Below are 17,475 nucleotides of genomic sequence, written 5' to 3'. Positions count from 1 at the left end.
TTCCACGCGGCGGCCGCGCTTGACAGCGCAGCCCCCCTCCCGCCAACTGACTGCAACAGGGTGGGAATAGATGCGCGACGAGCAGGAGCCCACGGCCGCTTCGCCCGAGACAGGCGTCTCAGCCCCCGGCTACAGCCTGGACGCCTCGGCCGGACACATGCTGCGGCGGGCCCATCAGCGCTACCAGTCCATGTTCCAGGAATGCGCGGCGGGGCTAGGCCTCACCGGCCCGCAATTCGCCGCCCTTCTACGCCTGTCCGAAATGGGCCGCGTCACCCAGAACCACCTGGGGCGTCTCGCCGCCATGGATTCCGCGACGGTGCAGGGGGTGGTGCGCCGCCTCGTGGACCGCGGCTTGGTGCAGGCCGAGGCGGACCGGCAGGACCGTCGCACCCGCATCCTCACCATCACCGAGGCGGGGGCCGAGCTGCTGCGCGCCGCGCAGGAGGCGGGGCGGCGGGCCAATGATTCGGTGCTGGCGCCCCTCTCGGCCGCGGAACGGCGGCAGCTCCTGTCCATGCTGCGGCGGGTGGCGGAGGGTTAGCTCCCCCTCGTGGCCAGCACGGCCGCCGCCAGGTCCTCGCCCGCCCAGCCGACCGACTTGAACAGCGTGATCTGCCCCGGATCGGTCCGGCCCGGATGCTGGCCGCGGCACAGCTCCGCCAGTTCCGCCGCGACATGGCCGGGGGCGATGTGCCCCTCCGCGATGGCCTGCACAATGTCCCCCGCCTCGGCCATCGCACCCGCGCGCGTGTCCACCACGCACAGCGCCCGTGCCAGGGCCGGGCCGTCGGCCTCGCGCATATCGGGGCGATAGGCGCCCACGAGATCAAGGTGCATCCCCGGCGCCAGCCTGGCACCCAGGATCAGCGGCGCGGTGGCGAGGGTGGCGGCGCTGATGATGTCATGGCCGCCGGGGTCCGGGCTTTCCACCGCCATCGCCGGCACGCCGTGCTCCGCCAGGCGCGCGGCCAAGGCGCGGGCCTGCTCGGGCCGGCGCGCCCAGATGGAGGTGCGCTCCATGCCATAGGCGGCGTGGAAGGCCTCGGCCAGCGCCGCCGCCACCTTGCCCGCGCCCAGCACCAGGTGCCGGCGCGAATCGGGCCGCGCCAGGTGCCGCGCCGCCAGCACCGAGGCGGCCGCGGTGCGGCGGTCGGTCAGCTCCCCCCCGTCCAGCAGGGCGACCGGCACCCCGGTCTCGGCATCGGAAAGCAGGTATTCGGCATGGACGGCCGGCAGGCCCCGCGCGGCGTTGCCGGGCGCCACATGCACGATCTTCACGCCCGAATGCCCCTGCCCCACGGCCGGCATCAGCAGCAGGCTGCCGCCGCCCGGCAGGGGGTGGCGGTGGCGCAGCGGCGCGTCGCAGCCCTCACGGAACATGGCCGCCAGCGCCTCCACCAGGGCGGGCCATGGCAGGCGGGCGGCGATCTCCTCGCGGTTGAGCTGCTTCATGGACCTCTCCCCTCTCGGCACGGCCGGAGGTTGCGCGGCGCGGGCCGGGGCAACAAGGCCCGGCTGTCACATTCCGCAAAAAGCCCTGCGATTGATCCCCGGGCGGTGATGGCGCAGTGTCCGGCCCGACCTGCGGCGCCCCCTGGGGCGGCCGCGCCAAGGTTCCAGGAGATGACGATGCCGAACCGGCGACCCTTCGCCCATGCCCTGGGTGGGGCCCTGCTGATGTCCCTCGCGATCGGCCCCGCGGCGGGGCAGGCGCCAGCGCCTCAGGCAAGCCCGGCGCCGCAGGCAAGTCCGGCGCCGCAGCCGGCACCCGCGCCGCAGCCGGCGCCGGCGGCCCAGGCGCCTGCCGCCACACCCCCTGCCCCCGCCGCCGCGCCACCCGCCGCCCAGGCCCCCGCCGCGCCAGCGGCCCAAGCCCCCGCCGCGCCGGCGGCCCAGGCCCCCGCGGCAACGGCCGCGGCACCCGCTCCCGCCGGCATGATCGACACCATCCGCAACCGCGGCGCCCTGCTCTGCGGGGTGAATGCGGGCCTGGCGGGCTTCGCCGCGGCCGATGCCCAGGGCCAGTGGCGCGGCTTCGACGTGGATTATTGCCGCGCCATCGCCATCGCCATCTTCGGCACGGCGGAGGAGCGGGTGCGCTTCATCCCCACCGGCGCCCAGAACCGCTTCACCGCCCTGCAATCGGGCGACATTGACGTGCTGCTGCGCAACACCAGCTGGACCTTCGCCCGCGACGCCGGCATGGGCTTCGACTTCGGCCCCATCAACTTCTTCGACGGCCAGGGCTTCATGCTGAAGGCCTCGCTCGGCGTGCAGAACGCCCGGCAGATGGCGGGTGCGACGGTCTGCGTGCAGTCCGGCACCACGGCCGAGCAGGTGCTGGCCGAATGGGCGCGCAGCAACCGCATCAACCTCCGCCCCGTCGTGATCGAGCGGCTGGAGGAGATCGTCGCCGCCTATGCGGGCGGGCGCTGCGACGCCTTCACCTCCGACATCTCGGCGCTGGCCGCCATCCGCGCCGTGCAGCCCAACCCGGCCGACCACATCATCCTGCCCGATGTGCTGAGCAAGGAGCCGCTGGCCCCCGTGATCCGCCAAGGCGACCCCCGCTTCGCCGACCTGGTGCGCTGGGTGCATTTCGGCCTCGTCACGGCCGAGGAACTGGGCGTCACCGCCGCCCAGGCCCGCCAGATTGCCGAAAGCGACCCCCGCCCCGAGGTGCAGCGCCTGCTGGGCCGCACGGGTGAGCCAGGGCGGCCCTTCGGCCTCGACAACGCCTGGATGCTGAACGTCATCGCCGCACTCGGCCATTACGGCGAGATCTATGAGCGCAACTTGGCCCCGATCGGCCTGCAGCGCGGGCGCAACGCGCTCTGGACCCAGCCGGGCGGGCTGCAATACGCGCCGCCCTTCCGTTGAGGGGACAACCGCCATTCTCATTGTAGCGGGCCTTTCCATCCTGTAATGGGCGAATGTCCCGCCGCCATGCGCGGCGGGGCCGCCTGGCGGCGCGAGGCCGCCCAGGGCCGGCGACAGACCGGCCCACGCCATCGCAGGGTTTCGCTTCCTCATCCTCGTTCGGGAGTTCGCTGCCGCATGTCCGCCTCCATCGCCACCGCCCCGGCGGCGGCCCCCACCATCGCCTCCTCCGTGCAGGCGGATGCGCCGCCGGCCATCCTGCTTTCCGGCGTCAACAAATGGTTCGGGTCTCTGCACGTGCTGCGCGACATCCACCTGGAGGTGGCCACCGGGGAGCGGGTCGTGGTCTGCGGCCCCTCGGGCTCAGGCAAGTCCACCCTGATCCGCTGCATCAACCGCCTGGAGGAGCACCAGAAGGGCCGGATCGTCGTGGATGGCATCGAGCTGTCCGGTGACCTGCGGAGCCTCGACGCCATCCGCCGCGAGGTCGGCATGGTGTTCCAGAGCTTCAACCTGTTCCCGCACCTCACCATCCTCGAGAACTGCACCCTCGCCCCCATCTGGGTCCGCAAGATGCCCCGCAAGGAGGCCGAGGAGCTGGCGATGGAGTTCCTCACCCGCGTCCGCATCCCCGAACAGGCGCACAAGTATCCGGGCCAGCTCTCGGGCGGGCAGCAGCAGCGCGTGGCCATCGCGCGCGCGCTGTGCATGCGCCCCAAGATCATGCTGTTCGACGAGCCGACCTCCGCGCTCGATCCCGAGATGATCAAGGAGGTGCTGGACACCATGGTCATGCTGGCCGAGACGGGCATGACCATGATCTGCGTGACGCACGAGATGGGCTTCGCCCGCCAGGTGGCCGACCGCGTGGTGTTCATGGACCGCGGCGAGGTGGTGGAACAGGGCCCGCCCTCCGATTGCTTCAGCAACCCCCGCACCGAGCGCCTGCAGACCTTCCTCGGCCAGATCCTGCGCGGGCATTGACGCATAAGGGCCTTGCGGGGCTGCCATGCGGCGTTCAGGTTTGATCCGGGCCGAGGACGGGTTCACACCGCGCGCCGCACCGCCCCGGAGAGACTGACCCGATGACGCCCGCACACGCCCATGGCCATGCCCGGGGCGCACTCACCGCCGCCTCGGTGCTGGCCGTGCTGGGCATCGTCTATGGCGATATCGGAACCAGCCCGCTCTACGCCATGCGGGCCTCGCTGCTGCTGCTCTCGGGCGGGGGGGTGATCGCGGCCGATGTGCTGGGCATCCTCAGCCTGATCTTCTGGTCGCTGATCCTGGTCGTCACCGTCAAATACGTCGGCTTCATCCTGCGGGCGGACAATCGCGGCGAGGGCGGCATCATCTCGCTGACCGCGCTCGCGCTGCGGGCGCTGCCCGAGGGGTCGCGGCTGCGGCGGGTGGCGGTGCTGGTGGGCATCGCCGGCGCCAGCCTCTTCTTCAGCGACGGCATGGTGACGCCGGCCATCTCCGTGCTCTCGGCCATCGAGGGGCTGCAGGTGGTGTCGCCCGCCATGGAGCCCGCGGTCATCCCGCTCGCCATCGCGGTGCTGATCGGGCTGTTCCTCGCGCAGTCGCGCGGCACGGGGTCCATGGGGCGCATCTTCGGGCCCGTGACGGCGCTGTGGTTCGCGGTGCTGGCGGTGCTGGGCCTTGTTCAGGTGGTGCAGAACCCGGCCGTGCTGGTCGCCACCTCGCCCGCCCATGCCTGGCATTTCCTGCTGGACCACCCGCTGGCGAGCTTCATCGCGCTGGGCGCCGTCGTGCTGGCGGTGACGGGGGGCGAGGCGCTCTATGCCGACATGGGCCATTTCGGCGCCAGGCCCATCCGCTTCGCCTGGCTGTTCATCGTGCTGCCGTCACTGCTGATCAACTACTTCGGCCAGGGGGCGCTGCTGCTGGCCGACCCTTCCGCCATCGCCAACCCCTTCTTCCTGCTGGCGCCCGAAATCCTGCGCTTGCCGCTGGTGCTGCTGGCCACGCTGGCCACCATCATCGCGAGCCAGGCGATGATCTCGGGCGCCTTCTCGGTCGCGCGGCAATGCGTGCAGATGGGGCTGCTGCCGCGGCTGGAGGTGCGGCACACCTCCGCCACCGAGGAGGGGCAGATCTACCTGCCCCAGGTGAACTTCCTGCTGCTGGTGGGCGTGCTGCTGCTGGTCGTCACCTTCCGCTCCTCCGACGCGCTGGCGGCGGCCTATGGCATCGCGGTCACGGGGACCTTCGTCTGCACCAGCCTCCTGGCCATCATCGTCTTCTGGAAGCATTTCCGGTGGCCCCTCTGGATCGCGCTTCCGGTGTTCAGCGCCTTCCTGCTGATTGATGCCACCTTCTTCGCGGCCAACCTGCTGAAGGTGCCCGATGGGGGCTACTTCCCCGTGCTCCTGGGCACCGCGCTCTTCCTGCTGATGACCACCTGGCAGCGCGGGCGGGACCTGCTCTTCGCCCGCTTCCGGCAGGATGGGCTGCCGCTGCGCTCCTTCATCGCCAGGCTGCCGCAGTCGCGCACCTTGCGCGTGCCGGGCATCGCGGTCTTCATGACCAGCCAGGCCGAGTACCTGCCCGGCGCCCTGCTGCACAACCTCAAGCACAACAAGGTGCTGCACGAGAATGTCCTGTTCGTGACCGTGACCAATGAGAGCATCCCCCATGTCGGGCCCGAGCGCCGGCGCGAGGTGGAGGAACTGGCCCCCGGCATCCACCGCGTCAGCCTGCACTACGGCTTCCAGGAGAGCCCCAACATCCCGCGCGAACTCGAATCCCTGCGCGAGCTGGGCATCCCCTTCGAGCCCATGCAGACAAGCTATTTCCTGGGCCGCGAGACCATCGTGGCGGCCGCCGTGCCGCGCCTGTCCGGCTGGCGGCAATGGCTGTTCACGCTGATGAGCCGCAACGCCGTGCCCGCCACGGAATTCTTCCGCATCCCGTCCGACCGCGTGGTGGAGCTGGGCGTCAGGGTCGCGATCTGACCATGGTCCTGCTGCGTTCGCTGGTGTTCAACATCGCCTTCTTCGGCTTCACGGCACTGATGTCGCTGGCCGCCCTGCCGCTGCTGGCCGCCCCGTCCGTGGTGGTGCGGGGTGCCATGCGCGTCTGGGCGCGGGGCGTCGTGGCCCTGCTGCGCGGCATCTGTGGCGTGCGGATCGTGGTGGAGGGGCGCGAGCACCTGCCCGCATCCGGCCCCGCCCTCATCGCCTCCCGTCACGAATCGGCCTTCGACACGATCATCTGGTTCACCCTGGTGCCGGAGGCCGTCTATGTCCTGAAGCGCGAGCTTCTCCGCATCCCGGTCTATGGCTGGCACGCCCGCCGCGCGGGAATGATCAGCGTGGACCGCAAGGGCGGCGCCACCGCCATGCGCGGCATGCTGCGCGAGGCGAAGGAGGCCACGAGCCTCGGCCGGCAGATCGTGATCTTCCCCGAGGGCACCCGCGCGCGTCCGAACGAGACCCTGCCGCTGCAGCCCGGCATCCAGGCCCTGGCCAAGGCGACGGGCCTGCCGGTGATCCCCGTGGCCACCAACAGCGGGCGGGTGTGGGGCAGGCGCGCCTTCCTCAAGCGCCCGGGCACCATCACGATCCGCGTGCTGCCGCCCCTGCCCGCGGCCGAGCTGATGCCGCGCCTGGCCGCCTGCCTGGCGGCCGAGCAGGCGCGGCTTTAACCCGCCGGGGCTTCCGGCGGGCGGACCGAGAGCCGGTCCAGCCGCAGCCCGCGCCGTTCCAGGATGCGGATGCCATAGCCATCCAGCATCAGCTCCTGCCCCACGGGCGGGATGCCGCGGTGCCGGGCCACGACGAAGCCGGCCAGGGTCGCGGCCTCGTTCTCCGGCAGGTTCCAGCCCAGTTCGCGGTTGAGGTCGCGCAGGCGCACATCGCCCCGGATCTCGAGCGTGCCGCTGGCCGCGAGGTCGGAGAGGATGGGCTCGCCGCGCTCCGCGATCTGGCCCACCACCACCTCGAGAATATCCTCGAGCGTGACGATGCCCTTCAGCGTGCCGTACTCGTCCACGACGATGGCCAGGCGGTGCGGCGTGCGCCGGAAATCCTGGAGCTGGGCGCGCAGGGGCCGCCCCTCGCTCACCACCATGGGCGGCGTCGCGATGGCGGCGAGGTCGAGGCGCGCCGCATCCCCGCCCGCCGCGGTCAGCGCCCGCAGGACGTCGCGCGGGCTGATGATGCCCAGCAGGTCCTCGCCGTTGCGGCGCCACAGCGGCAGGCGCTGGTGGGGCTGTTCGAGCATCAGGGCCACGAGGTCGGCCGCCGGGCGGTCCGCGTCCAGCGCCACCACGCGTGAGCGGTGGGTCATCACGTCGCGCACCACCATGTCGTCCAGCGCGAGCACGCCGCGCAGCATGCGGCGCTCCTCCATGGCGGCCAGGTCGGCCTCGCCCTTGTGGCCCATGCCGTGCAGTTCGATCGCGCCCAGCAGCTCGTCTTCCGTGATGCCCGGATTGTCGGTGGCGGGAGGCTTGGCGCCGAAGAGGCCGAGCGTGGCGCGCACGATGGCGTTCACCCCCGCCGCCACCGGCCCCAGCAGCGTCATGACGACCGCCAGCAGCGGGGTCAGGCGCAGCGCCGCGTTGTCGGGCCCCCGCAGCGCGACCGTCTTGGGCAGCACCTCCGAGAAGATGACCAGCAGCGCCGTCATGGCGAGCGAAGCGTAGACCACGCCCCCCTCCCCGAACCAGGCGATGAGCAGGGCGGAGGCGAGCGCGGTGGCCGTGGTGTTCACCAGGTTGTTGCCGACCAGGATGGCGGCCACCACCTGCTCCTTGCGCTCCGTCAGGCCGGAGAGACGGGTGGCGCGGCGGTCGCCCTCGCGGGCGCGGCGCAGCACGAAGGCGCGGCTCGCGGCCGTGAAGGCCGTCTCGGTGCCGGAGAACAGCGCGGAGGCCATCAGCAGCAGGACGATCAGTCCCAGGGTGACCAGGCTTCCGAAGTCCATTTCATCCTCTCGCGGCGCGCGGTGGGCGCGGTGTCAGGCCGATGGTAGCGGCTGATGCGGGATGCGTTGAGGTGGAATCACCGGCAACGCTGAATCCCGCACCCAATATGATCCGTGCGCTAGCCCGCGAGGCTGGCTTCGACCCGCAACGCCGCATCCAGCGCCGCGCGGCCGGCCGCGCCATCGGCCTCATGGGCGCCGCCGCCCTGGATGGCGGCGATGAAGGCCGCGTGCTGGGCCTCCAGGCTGTCATGGTCGGTCCAGGAATGGCGGTCCAGGCCCCAGCCGGGCATGTGTTCCACCGGCACCGCCCCGCCCGGGGCCAGGGCTTCCAGGCTGCGGGCCAGGAAATCCACGCGCAGCTCGCCCTCCGGCCCCATGGCGCGCAGGCGGCGTTCGAGGCTGACGGCCACGCGGCTCGCCGTCACCTGGGCCTGGGTGCCGTCGGCGAAGCGAAGCTGGGCCACGGCCCAGTCCGGGTGGTCGCTCGCCACCCGGCCGCCCACGGCGCGGACCTCGGCCAGCGGGGCCGGCACCAGGGAGAGAATCAGGTCCAGGTCATGGATCATCAGGTCCAGCACGACCGAGACATCCAGGCTGCGCGGCCGGAAGGGGGCGACGCGCACCGCCTCGATGGCCTGCAGGCGCCGGCCGGAGAGCGAGGTGCGCAGCGTGCGAATGGCGGCCGAATGGCGCTCGATATGCCCCACCATCAGCACCCGGCCCCGTGCCGCGGCCAGGGCCACCAGCGCATCGGCCTCCGCCGTGGTGGCGGCGATGGGCTTTTCCACGAAGACATGGCGCCCGGCCTCCAGGGCGCTTGTGGCCAGCGGGGCGTGGAAGCGGGTGGGGGTCGCGATCACCACCGCGTCGCAGGCCGCGATCAGTTCCTGGGCGCCCAGGGTGGGGCAGCCGGCCTCCCCCGCCACCTGGGCGGCGCGCGCCGGGTCCGCGTCATGCAGCCCCACCAGGGTGGCGCCGGGGGCCCGCGCCAGCTTGAGGGCATGGAAGCGGCCGAAATAGCCCGCGCCGAGGACGCCGATGCGTAAGGACATGTTGCGTCATGCCTAGCCTGAGCGGGGCGCACTTGCATCCCCCCCTCCCCCTCGTCATGTTCCCGCCGCGTAGACGGGGCTCTTCGGTCACATGATGTATTTTTCGCGTTGGAAGACGTTTTCCATTCTGAGCGTGTGCCTGGCGGCGCTGCTGCTGAGCCTGCCCAACCTCTTCCCGCGCGCCTCCGCGCCCGAATGGTTCCCCATGCGCCAGGTGAACCTGGGCCTTGACCTGCGCGGCGGTTCCTACCTGCTGCTGGAGGTGGACACCTCCGTCCTGCTGCGTGAGCGGCTGGAGGCGGTGGTCGAGGGCACGCGCCGGGGCCTGGGCCAGGCCACCCCGCGAATCTCCTACACCGGCCTGACCGCCCAGCCCGAGCAGCGCCGGGTGCAGCTGCGAATCACCGACCCCGCCCAGCGCGACACGGCCCTTCGCATCATCCGGGAGCTGGCCAATCCCGTCACCGTCAGCGCCGGCAACCAGCAGCCGGACATGGAGGTGGCCGCCGGCCCGGATGGCACCATCACCGCCACCATCACCGAGGCCGGGCTGCGCGCCAAGGCGACCAACGCGGTCGAGCAATCCATCGAGATCGTCCGCCGCCGCATTGACGAGACCGGCGTGGCCGAGGCGCTGATCGCCCGCCAGGGCGCCAACCGCATCCTGGTCCAGCTGCCCGGCGTGGAAGACCCCCAGCGCATCAAGGACCTGCTGGGCCGTACCGCCCGCATGACCTTCCATCTGCTGGACGAGACGGCGAACCTCCAGGCCGTCACCGCCCCCCCCGGCGTGATGTTCCTCACCGGCGAGCAGACGGGCGAGCGCTTCGCCGTGCGCCGCCGTGTCGAGGTGGATGGCGCGAACCTGAACGACGCCCGCGCCGCCCAGGACAGCCGCACCGGCGAATGGGTGGTGAATTTCAGCTTCGATTCGATCGGCACCCGCCGCTTCGCCGACATCACCCGCGCCAATGTGGGCCGGCCCTTCGCCATCGTGCTGGATGACCGCGTCATCACCGCCCCCGTGATCCGCGAACCCATCACGGGCGGCCGCGGGCAGATCAGCGGCAGCTTCACCGTGCGCACCGCCAATGACCTCGCCGTGCTGCTGCGCGCCGGCGCCCTGCCCGCGCCGCTGACGGTGGTGGAGGAACGCACCGTGGGCCCCGAGCTGGGCGAGGACGCGATCCGCGCGGGCCTCATCAGCCTGGCCGCGGGCTTTCTCTTCGTCTTCCTCTACATGGGCTTCGCCTATGGGTTGTTCGGCTGGATCGCGAACATCGCGCTCGGCATCAACATCCTGCTGCTGATCGCGGCGATGTCGCTGCTGGAGGCCACGCTCACCCTGCCCGGCATCGCGGGCATCGTGCTGACGCTGGGCACGGCGCTCGACGCCAACATCCTGATCAACGAGCGAATCCGGGAGGAGGTGAAGAACGGACGCTCCCCCCTCTCGGCGCTGGAGACGGGCTATACCAAGGCCTCCGGCACCATCCTCGACGCCAACCTGACCAACCTCATCGCCATGGGCTTCCTCTACGGCTTCGGCTCGGGCCCGGTGCGCGGCTTCGCGGTGACGGTGGCCATCGGCACCATCGCGCAGATGTGGACGGCGACCGTGCTGGTGCGCCTCTTCACCGTCTGGTGGTATCGCTGGCGCCGGCCCAAGGAATTGCCGGTGATCGAGAAGCCCGGTGCCGGGCTGGTCGAACGCCTGCGCCGCCCGCTCTTCCGCATCGTGCCGGACGTGACGCGGATCCCCTTCATGAAGGGCGCGGTGGCGGGCCTCATCGTCTCGGGCATGCTGTCCACCGCCTCGGTCATCGGCGCCTTCTACCCGGGGCTGGAGCGCGGCATCGACTTCCAGGGCGGCATCATCATGGAGGTCCGCACGCCGGAGCCCGCCAACCTGCCCGCGATGCGCGCCGCCGTGGCCGGGCTCGAGACCGGCGATGTCGGCCTGCAGCGCTTCGGCGACGAGAACACGGTGCTGGCCCGCGTGCCCGCGCCGCCGGACGAGGCGCAGACCCAGGCCATCGTGAACCGCGTCCGCGCCGCGCTCGAAGGCGCGCAGGAGGGCCTGCGCGTGCTGCGCGTGGAGGCGGTGGGCAACCGCATCTCGGCCGAGCTGTTCCAGGGCGGGCTCATCGCGCTCGGCCTCTCGCTGCTGGCCATGATGGTCTATATCTGGGTGCGCTTCGAATGGGAGTTCGGCTTCGCCGCCCTCATCACGCTGATCCTGGACACCACCAAGGCCGTGGGCTTCATGGTGCTGTTCCAGATCGAGTTCAACCTGACCACCATCGCGGCCATCCTGACCATCATCGGCTTCTCGGTGAACGACAAGGTCGTGGTCTATGACCGGATGCGCGAGAACCTCCGCCGCTACAAGGTGATGCCGCTGCGCGACGTGGTGGACCTCTCCATCAACGAGACGCTGAACCGCACCATCGGCACCTCCATGACGCTGGCGCTGGCCGTGCTGCCGCTGGCGCTGTTCGGGGGTGCCACGCTGGCGGGATTCGCCTGGGTGATGCTGTTCGGCGTGCTGCTCTGCACCTCCTCCTCCATCTTCATCGCGGCCCCCATCGTGCTCTACACCGGGGCGAAGCGGCTGCGGCCGGGGCTGGCGGCGGAGGGCGTGGCGGAAAAGAAGGAGGTTGCCACGTCGTAATGCCCGTCGCGCCCCGTGCAGGCATTGAGACGGCGCGGCGCGGCGTATAGGCTACTGCACTGTTCGCATTGCCAGGTGCCTTTGCCCCAGATCGAGACATCCCGGTCCGCGGTGGATTCCGCCGAAGGGGCCCCGGCCGCCCGCATCGCCGTCGTCGCGCGGGACCCCCGGCTTGTCGAGGCCGTCCGGGCCGCCGCCTCCCTGGCCGGGGTGGAGCCGCCCATCGTGCTCACCGGGCATGCCGCGCTGCTGGGTGCGGTGCTGGAGGGGATGGGCGGCTTCGCGCACCTCTTCCTGCAGGAGAGCATGACGGGGGTGGACTCCACCCTGCTCGACGCCCTGGCCGAGGCCTCGCCCGGCGCCACCATCCTGCCCCTGCCCGCCCATGCCCCGCCCGAGGAGCTCGAATCGCGCATCCGCGCGGCGCTGACGGGCGGCCCCCCCGCGCCGCCCACGCCGCGTGGCGGCGGCCTCGCGGGCATGGCGCGGCGGCTCGATGGGGATGACGGGCTGCTGCTGCGCTACCAGCCCATCGTACGCGTGCGCGACCGCCGCCTTGTCATGGTCGAGGCCCTGGCGCGCTGGCGCGGCGACCCGGTGGCGCTCGGACCCGGCAGCTTCGTGCCCGCCCTGGAACGCGCGGGGCTGGCGCGGCGCCTGGCCGCGGCCGTGGCCCGCATCGCGGCGAGCGACCTGATGCGCAACGGCGCCCCCGCGGGCCTCGCCGTCTCGGTCAACCTGCCGGTGGATGAGCTGGAGAAGCGCGACACCCTCTCCTGGATCGCGGACCAGCTGCGCGCGGCCCGGATGCCGCGCCACCGCCTGGCCATCGAGCTGACCGAGACCTCGCCGGTGCGCGACTTCTCCCGCCTGGGCCGCTCCGTGCGGCGGCTGCGCGCGCGCGGCCACCAGGTGCTGATCGATGATTTCGAGATGGATGACCGGCGGCGGCGGCTGCTGCGCCTGCCCTTCTCCGGCGTGAAGCTCGACAAGGAATTCGTGCAGAGCCTCGCCACCTCCGCCCGCGCGCGGCAGCAGGTGCGGCGGCTGGCGCGCCAGGGGCTGAGCATGACGGCGGAGGGGGTCTCCACCGCCGCCATCTGGCGTTCGCTGCGAAACCTGGGGGTGGAGCGGGCGCAGGGCTTCTGGCTGGCCCGCCCGCTGCCGCTCGCCGCCCTGCCCGCCTGGGTGGACCGCTGGCGGGCGTCCCAAGCGGGATAAGGCCGGCGGGCTAACCGCCTCGGTAGGCCTCCGCATAGAGCGCCATGATCTGCTCGGCCTGCGGCACGCGCGGGTTGTTGCCCGGGCTGCCCGAGGCCAGGGCCTGCGCCGCCATGGTGGGCAGCAGCCCGTTCCAGCGATCTTCCGCGATGCCCCAGGCGGCGGGCGTGGGCACCTCCAGCTCCGCGTTCAGGGCGCGGAGTTCCTCCAGCAGCTTGGCGCCGGCCACCTGGTCGGCGTCGCCCGCGGCCGCGCAGCCCATGCAGCGCGCCGCCTCGGCATAGCGCGGCAGGGCGGCGTCCAGGCTGAAGCGCGTCACCGCCGGCAGCAGCATGGCGTTGGAGAGGCCATGCGGCACATGGAAATGCGCGCCGATGGGCCGCGACATGCCATGCACCAGGGCGACCGAGGCGTTGGAGAAGGCCAGCCCCGCGAGCGTCGCCCCCAGCATCATGGCCTCGCGCGCCGCGGCGTTGCCGCCATCGGCATAGACGGGGCGCAGGTTGGGGCTGATGAGGCGCATCGCCTCGCGCGCATACATGTCCGAGACGGGGTTGGCGCGCTGGCTGACGAAGGCCTCCAGCGCATGGGTCAGGCTGTCGATGCCCGTATCGGCCGTGATGCGGCGCGGCAGGGTGAAGGTGAGGTCGTGATCCACCACGGCGGCCAGCGGCAGGGCGCCGAGGCCCGCGATGAGCATCTTCTCATCGGTCTCGGTGTCGGTGATGACGGTGAAGCGCGTGGCCTCGCTGCCCGTGCCGGCCGTGGTGGGCACGCAGATGACGGGCAGCGCGCCGCGATCGGCGGCCACCGGCACCTTGAAGTCGCGCATCTTGGCACCCGCGGGTGCCGCGGCGAGGATGGCCATGGCCTTGGCCGTGTCCATCGGGCTGCCGCCGCCGAAGCCCAGCAGCACGTCGAAATCGCCTGCGCGCAGGGCGGCGACGCCGGCTTCGATGACCGTGTCGGTCGGGTCGGGCACCGTCTCGTGGAAGACCACGGGGGTGATGCCCGCCGCGCGCAGCGGCGCCAGGCATTTCTCGATGGTGCCGGAGGAGACCATCCATGGGTCCGTCACCACCAGCGGGCGGGAGAAGCCGAACTGGCCGAGCAGCGCCCCCAGCCTTGCGATGCTTCCCGCCCCCACCAGCACCTGACGGGGGGCCACGATCGCCTGGACCATGCGTTTCCTCTTGCGCGCGTTACGACCGCGCGGCCGCCTCCGCGTAGAGGGCAAGCCGCTTGGCCGCATTGGGGGCCAGGCCGCCGGCGAAGTCCACCCCCGCCGGCGGCAACTGGTCCGCCAGGTGGCAGGCCACGCCATCCTTCAGCACCGGGTCCTGCTGGCGGCAGATGTCCTGGGCGTAGGGGCAGCGCGTGTGGAAGCGGCAGCCGGGCGGGATGTTCATGGGGCTCGGCACGTCGCCGCCGAGCGGCGTCACGCGGCCCTTGCGCGAGGGGTCCGGGTGCGGGATCGCGGCCAGCAGCGCCCGCGTGTAGGGGTGGCGCGGGTTGGAGAACAGCGCGCGCTTCTCGCCGATCTCCACGATGCGGCCGAGATACATCACCGCGATCCGGTCGGCCACGTGCTTCACCACCGCGAGGTCATGCGCGATGAAGAGGTAGGCCAGCCCGAGGCGCCGCTGCAGGTCGCGCAGCAGGTTCACCACCTGCGCCTGGATGGAGACGTCGAGCGCGGAGACCGGCTCGTCGCACACCACAAGATCAGGCTCGACGGCCAGGGCGCGCGCGATGCCGATGCGCTGGCGCTGCCCGCCGCTGAACTCATGCCCGTAGCGCTGGGCGTGATAGGGGGCGAGGCCCACCAGCTTCAGCAATTCCTCGACCCGCGCGCGGCGCGAGGCGGCGTCGCCGATGTTGTGGACCTCCATGGGCTCGGAGATGGTCTGCCCCACCGTGTAGCGCGGGTTGAGCGAGGCGTAGGGGTCCTGGAACACGATCTGCGCGTTGCGGCGGAAGCCCTTGAGCGTGGCGCCGTCCAGCGTGGTGATGTCGGTGCCCTTGAACTTCACGGCCCCCGTGGTGGGCTCGATGAGGCGCAGCACCAGGCGCGCGGTGGTGGACTTGCCACAGCCGCTCTCGCCCACCAGGGCCAGCGTCTCGCCGCGGTTCAGCGTGAAGGAGACGCCGTCCACCGCGCGCACCAGCCCCACCTGACGGGCCAGGATGGCGCCCTTGCGGACGGGGTAGTGCTTGGCGAGGTTCTCGACTTCCAGCAACACACTCATGCCGCGACACTCGCTTCCACAGGGGCCCGGATGCACGCCACCTCATGGCCGGGGATGATGGACCGCAGCGGCGGGATTTCCGCGCGGCAGGAATCGATGGCGAAGGGGCAGCGCGGATTGAAGCGGCAGCCCGGCGGCAGGTTGAAGGGCGGCGGCACGGTGCCGCGGATGGCCAGCAGGTTCTCGCGGTCCTCATCCAGGCGCGGGATGCTGCCGAGAAGGCCCAGCGTGTAGGGGTGCTGCGGGTCCTCGAACAGCGCGCGGGCGTTGGTGCGTTCCACCACCTTGCCCGAATACATCACCGCCACCTCATCGGTCATCTCGGCAATCACGCCGAGGTCGTGCGTGATGAGGATGATGGCCATGCCCGTCTCGGCCTGGAGTTCGCGCAGCAGGTCCAGGATCTGCGCCTGCACCGTCACGTCCAGCGCCGTGGTGGGCTCGTCCGCGATGAGCAGCTTGGGCGAGCAGGCCAGCGCCATCGCGATCATCACGCGCTGGCGCATGCCGCCCGAGAGCTGGTGCGGGTATTCGTCGAAGCGCCGCTCCGGCGAGGGGATGCGCACGCGCTTCAGGGCCTCGATGCCGCGGTTGCGCAGTTCGGCATTGCTCGCGCGCGGGTCGTGGGCGCGGATGGCCTCGGTGATCTGGAAGCCCACGCTGTGCACGGGGTTCAGCGAGGTCATCGGCTCCTGGAAGATCATCGCGATGTCGCGGCCGCGCACCTGGCGCATCTCGGCCATGGAGAGCGAGGCGAGGTCACGCTGGCCCAGCATCACCCGCCCCGCCGCGATGCGCCCCGGATGCGCCACCAGCCGCATGACCGAGAGCGAGAGCACGGATTTCCCGCAGCCGCTCTCCCCCACGATGCCGAGGGTCTTGCCGCGATGGACTTCGAGTGACACGCCATCCACCGCCGGCACGTCGCCGCCCGAGGTGCGGAAGACCGTGCGAAGGCCCTCGATGCGGAGCAGGGGTTCGGACATCACAGCCACTTGAAGGTGGGGGGGGCGATCTTGTCCACCGGCCGGTGCGCCCAGTCCTGCTGGGTGGCCTTGGCGGTGATGCGCTTCTGCGCCTCGGCCAGGTGGGCGGCGGCCTGGCGGAAATCCATGGTCAGGACCTCGCCATTCTCCACCACCTTCTCGCCATCCACGAAGACGTCCTTCACCGCGCGGTCGCCGGCGGCGTAGATCAGGCTGCGCACGGGGTCGTGGCGCGGCTGCATGCGCGGATGGGTCGCGTCCACCAGCACGATGTCGGCGCGGGCACCGACCGCGAGGCGGCCGATATCGTCGCGGCCCAGCGCGCGGGCGCCGCCGATGGTGGCGGCGTTGAAGATGTCGTTGGTGGTGGTGGTGCGCGGGTCGGTCGCCTGGGTGCGGGCGAGATAGGCCACGAGGCGCAGCTCATCCAGCATGTTGTGCGGGTAGGTGTCGGTGCCCACGCCCAGGTTCACGCCGCGGCGGTGATAACGCCCGAAATCCTTCATGGTGATGCCGCGCCGCGCGAAGACGGTCGGGCAGTGGGCCACCGTGGTGCCCGTCTCGGCCAGGATCGAGAGGTCGCGGTCGGTGTGCCAGGGCGTGCTCGGGTGGTCATCCAGGAAGATGCCGTGGCCGATGATGGATTGCTGGTCGAGCAGCCCCATCTCGTGCAGCCACTGGATGGGCGTGAAGCCGTGGCGGCGCGTGATCTCGTGGAACTCCACCACCGACTGCGCGGCGTGGATCTGCCAGGAGATGCCGCGGGCGCGCGCCTCGGCGCGGCTGTCGCGCAGCAATTCGGGCGTGCAGGTATCAATCTGCGCGGGACACGCCATGCCGAAGAGGCGGCCGGAAGAGTGCTGCTCCGCGCGCTGAATCAGGGAAAAGGCCTCTTCCATCGCCTTCTCGCCGGCCTTCTCGTCCCACTCATATTCGACGACATGGCCGTTCTTGGTGAACCACCGCGCCGACTTGAACATGGGCGCGATGCAGACGCGCATGCCGGCTTCCGCCAGCAAATCGAGCCAGCCCGGATGCGCCATGGACAGGTCGCACAGCGTGGTGACGCCGGAGAGCAGCAACTCGCTCAGCGCCACGCGCACGCAGTCGGGCACGGCTTCGGCATCGCTGCGGAAGATGGGCATGAACTCGTAGAGCGAGGAGTTGTAGAGGCCGGGGCTGCCGATCTCGTCGAGCAGCCCCTTGTTCATCGGCTCGCTGGTCGGGTGCGAGTGGATGTTCACGAGGCCGGGCATGACCAGCATGCCCGCCCCGTCCACCACCTTGTCCGCCACGCCGTCATAGCCCCGGCCGACGAAGCGGATCACCCCTCCTTCGAAGGCGAGGTCCGCATCCGGCATGTAGACATGCCGCTTTTCCGAGGCATCCCAGGCGACGATGAGTTCGGCGCCCTTGATCAGCGTGGTGGCCATGGTGGTGCTTCCTTGCCGTTT

At 71.3% G+C, this 17,475-nt stretch carries 14 protein-coding genes; 7 read left to right on the top strand and 7 right to left on the bottom strand.

The features are described from left to right. Positions 1 to 70 precede the first annotated feature (70 nt). The gene (locus JTN19_RS19270; RefSeq protein ID WP_206936020.1) at positions 71 to 544 is read left to right on the top strand and encodes a MarR family winged helix-turn-helix transcriptional regulator; all 474 of its coding nucleotides are present in this window, start codon (positions 71 to 73) and stop codon (positions 542 to 544) included. Here JTN19_RS19270 and lhpI read toward each other — a convergent pair. Continuing rightward, positions 541 to 1,455, bottom strand: a complete 915-nt coding sequence (lhpI, locus tag JTN19_RS19265; RefSeq protein WP_206936018.1) for a bifunctional Delta(1)-pyrroline-2-carboxylate/Delta(1)-piperideine-2-carboxylate reductase — start codon at positions 1,453 to 1,455, stop codon at positions 541 to 543. The two genes, JTN19_RS19270 and lhpI, sit on opposite strands and share 4 nt — an antisense overlap. A 483-nt stretch (positions 1,456 to 1,938) precedes the next feature. Between lhpI and JTN19_RS19260 the strand changes: the two genes are divergently transcribed. The 4 genes from JTN19_RS19260 to JTN19_RS19245 all read left to right on the top strand — a co-directional run bounded on the left by JTN19_RS19260 (position 1,939) and on the right by JTN19_RS19245 (position 6,553). After that, positions 1,939 to 2,883, top strand: a complete 945-nt coding sequence (locus tag JTN19_RS19260; RefSeq protein ID WP_206936016.1) for an amino acid ABC transporter substrate-binding protein — start codon at positions 1,939 to 1,941, stop codon at positions 2,881 to 2,883. A 177-nt stretch (positions 2,884 to 3,060) separates the two neighbouring features. Next, the gene (locus tag JTN19_RS19255) at positions 3,061 to 3,867 is read left to right on the top strand and encodes an amino acid ABC transporter ATP-binding protein (RefSeq protein ID WP_206936014.1); all 807 of its coding nucleotides are present in this window, start codon (positions 3,061 to 3,063) and stop codon (positions 3,865 to 3,867) included. Positions 3,868 to 3,968: 101 nt separating this feature from the next. Continuing rightward, entirely contained in the window at positions 3,969 to 5,861 is a 1,893-nt protein-coding gene (locus tag JTN19_RS19250) for a potassium transporter Kup (RefSeq protein WP_206936012.1), read from the top strand. A 2-nt stretch (positions 5,862 to 5,863) separates the two neighbouring features. Continuing rightward, positions 5,864 to 6,553 carry a lysophospholipid acyltransferase family protein gene (locus JTN19_RS19245; RefSeq protein ID WP_206936010.1) on the top strand — a complete coding sequence of 230 codons (690 nt, stop codon included), beginning with the start codon at positions 5,864 to 5,866 and terminating at the stop codon, positions 6,551 to 6,553. On the opposite strand, the gene JTN19_RS19240 is transcribed toward JTN19_RS19245, so the two are convergent. Continuing rightward, the gene (locus JTN19_RS19240) at positions 6,550 to 7,836 is read right to left on the bottom strand and encodes an HlyC/CorC family transporter (RefSeq protein ID WP_206936008.1); all 1,287 of its coding nucleotides are present in this window, start codon (positions 7,834 to 7,836) and stop codon (positions 6,550 to 6,552) included. The two genes, JTN19_RS19245 and JTN19_RS19240, sit on opposite strands and share 4 nt — an antisense overlap. Positions 7,837 to 7,955: 119 nt before the next feature. Beyond that, positions 7,956 to 8,891 carry a Gfo/Idh/MocA family protein gene (locus JTN19_RS19235; protein WP_206936006.1) on the bottom strand — a complete coding sequence of 312 codons (936 nt, stop codon included), beginning with the start codon at positions 8,889 to 8,891 and terminating at the stop codon, positions 7,956 to 7,958. Positions 8,892 to 8,982: 91 nt separating this feature from the next. Here JTN19_RS19235 and secD point away from each other — a divergent pair, with 91 nt between their 5' ends. After that, positions 8,983 to 11,565: a protein translocase subunit SecD gene (secD, locus tag JTN19_RS19230; protein ID WP_206936004.1), complete on the top strand. Its 2,583-nt coding sequence runs from the start codon at positions 8,983 to 8,985 to the stop codon at positions 11,563 to 11,565. A gap of 111 nt (positions 11,566 to 11,676) precedes the next feature. Then, on the top strand, positions 11,677 to 12,786 hold the full coding sequence (locus tag JTN19_RS20285; RefSeq protein WP_206936003.1) for an EAL domain-containing protein: 1,110 nt from the start codon (positions 11,677 to 11,679) through the stop codon (positions 12,784 to 12,786). Positions 12,787 to 12,796: 10 nt separating this feature from the next. Here the strand turns inward: JTN19_RS20285 and JTN19_RS19220 are convergent, their stop codons facing one another. Genes JTN19_RS19220 through JTN19_RS19205 form a run of 4 tightly spaced genes read right to left on the bottom strand, consistent with a single transcriptional unit; the run spans position 12,797 to position 17,454 of the window. Beyond that, complete coding sequence (locus JTN19_RS19220; protein WP_206936001.1) at positions 12,797 to 13,969, bottom strand: iron-containing alcohol dehydrogenase; 1,173 nt, start codon at positions 13,967 to 13,969, stop codon at positions 12,797 to 12,799. Positions 13,970 to 13,988: 19 nt separating this feature from the next. Then, on the bottom strand, positions 13,989 to 15,035 hold the full coding sequence (locus tag JTN19_RS19215) for an ABC transporter ATP-binding protein (protein ID WP_206935999.1): 1,047 nt from the start codon (positions 15,033 to 15,035) through the stop codon (positions 13,989 to 13,991). Continuing rightward, positions 15,032 to 16,021, bottom strand: coding sequence for an ABC transporter ATP-binding protein (locus JTN19_RS19210; RefSeq protein WP_206935996.1), 990 nt, complete (start codon positions 16,019 to 16,021; stop codon positions 15,032 to 15,034). The genes JTN19_RS19215 and JTN19_RS19210 overlap by 4 nt, the downstream gene beginning before the upstream one ends. Then, complete coding sequence (locus JTN19_RS19205; protein ID WP_206935994.1) at positions 16,021 to 17,454, bottom strand: amidohydrolase family protein; 1,434 nt, start codon at positions 17,452 to 17,454, stop codon at positions 16,021 to 16,023. Before JTN19_RS19205 ends, JTN19_RS19210 begins: the two co-directional genes overlap by 1 nt. Positions 17,455 to 17,475: the final 21 nt, after the last annotated feature.

It is taken from the genome of Roseococcus thiosulfatophilus (genome assembly GCF_017311575.1).
Taxonomy (GTDB): domain Bacteria; phylum Pseudomonadota; class Alphaproteobacteria; order Acetobacterales; family Acetobacteraceae; genus Roseococcus; species Roseococcus thiosulfatophilus.
This window is presented reverse-complemented; position numbering and strand designations above follow the sequence as displayed.

Coding starts and splice junctions, on each gene's coding strand:
- JTN19_RS19210 (WP_206935996.1), bottom strand. CDS start 16,021: ATGTCCGAACCCCTGCTCCGCATCGAGGGCCTTCGCACGGTCTTCCGC.
- JTN19_RS19270 (WP_206936020.1), top strand. CDS start 71: ATGCGCGACGAGCAGGAGCCCACGGCCGCTTCGCCCGAGACAGGCGTC.
- JTN19_RS19215 (WP_206935999.1), bottom strand. CDS start 15,035: ATGAGTGTGTTGCTGGAAGTCGAGAACCTCGCCAAGCACTACCCCGTC.
- JTN19_RS19235 (WP_206936006.1), bottom strand. CDS start 8,891: ATGTCCTTACGCATCGGCGTCCTCGGCGCGGGCTATTTCGGCCGCTTC.
- lhpI (WP_206936018.1), bottom strand. CDS start 1,455: ATGAAGCAGCTCAACCGCGAGGAGATCGCCGCCCGCCTGCCATGGCCC.
- JTN19_RS19260 (WP_206936016.1), top strand. CDS start 1,939: ATGATCGACACCATCCGCAACCGCGGCGCCCTGCTCTGCGGGGTGAAT.
- JTN19_RS19255 (WP_206936014.1), top strand. CDS start 3,061: ATGTCCGCCTCCATCGCCACCGCCCCGGCGGCGGCCCCCACCATCGCC.
- JTN19_RS19240 (WP_206936008.1), bottom strand. CDS start 7,836: ATGGACTTCGGAAGCCTGGTCACCCTGGGACTGATCGTCCTGCTGCTG.
- JTN19_RS19205 (WP_206935994.1), bottom strand. CDS start 17,454: ATGGCCACCACGCTGATCAAGGGCGCCGAACTCATCGTCGCCTGGGAT.
- JTN19_RS19245 (WP_206936010.1), top strand. CDS start 5,864: ATGGTCCTGCTGCGTTCGCTGGTGTTCAACATCGCCTTCTTCGGCTTC.
- secD (WP_206936004.1), top strand. CDS start 8,983: ATGATGTATTTTTCGCGTTGGAAGACGTTTTCCATTCTGAGCGTGTGC.
- JTN19_RS19220 (WP_206936001.1), bottom strand. CDS start 13,969: ATGGTCCAGGCGATCGTGGCCCCCCGTCAGGTGCTGGTGGGGGCGGGA.
- JTN19_RS19250 (WP_206936012.1), top strand. CDS start 3,969: ATGACGCCCGCACACGCCCATGGCCATGCCCGGGGCGCACTCACCGCC.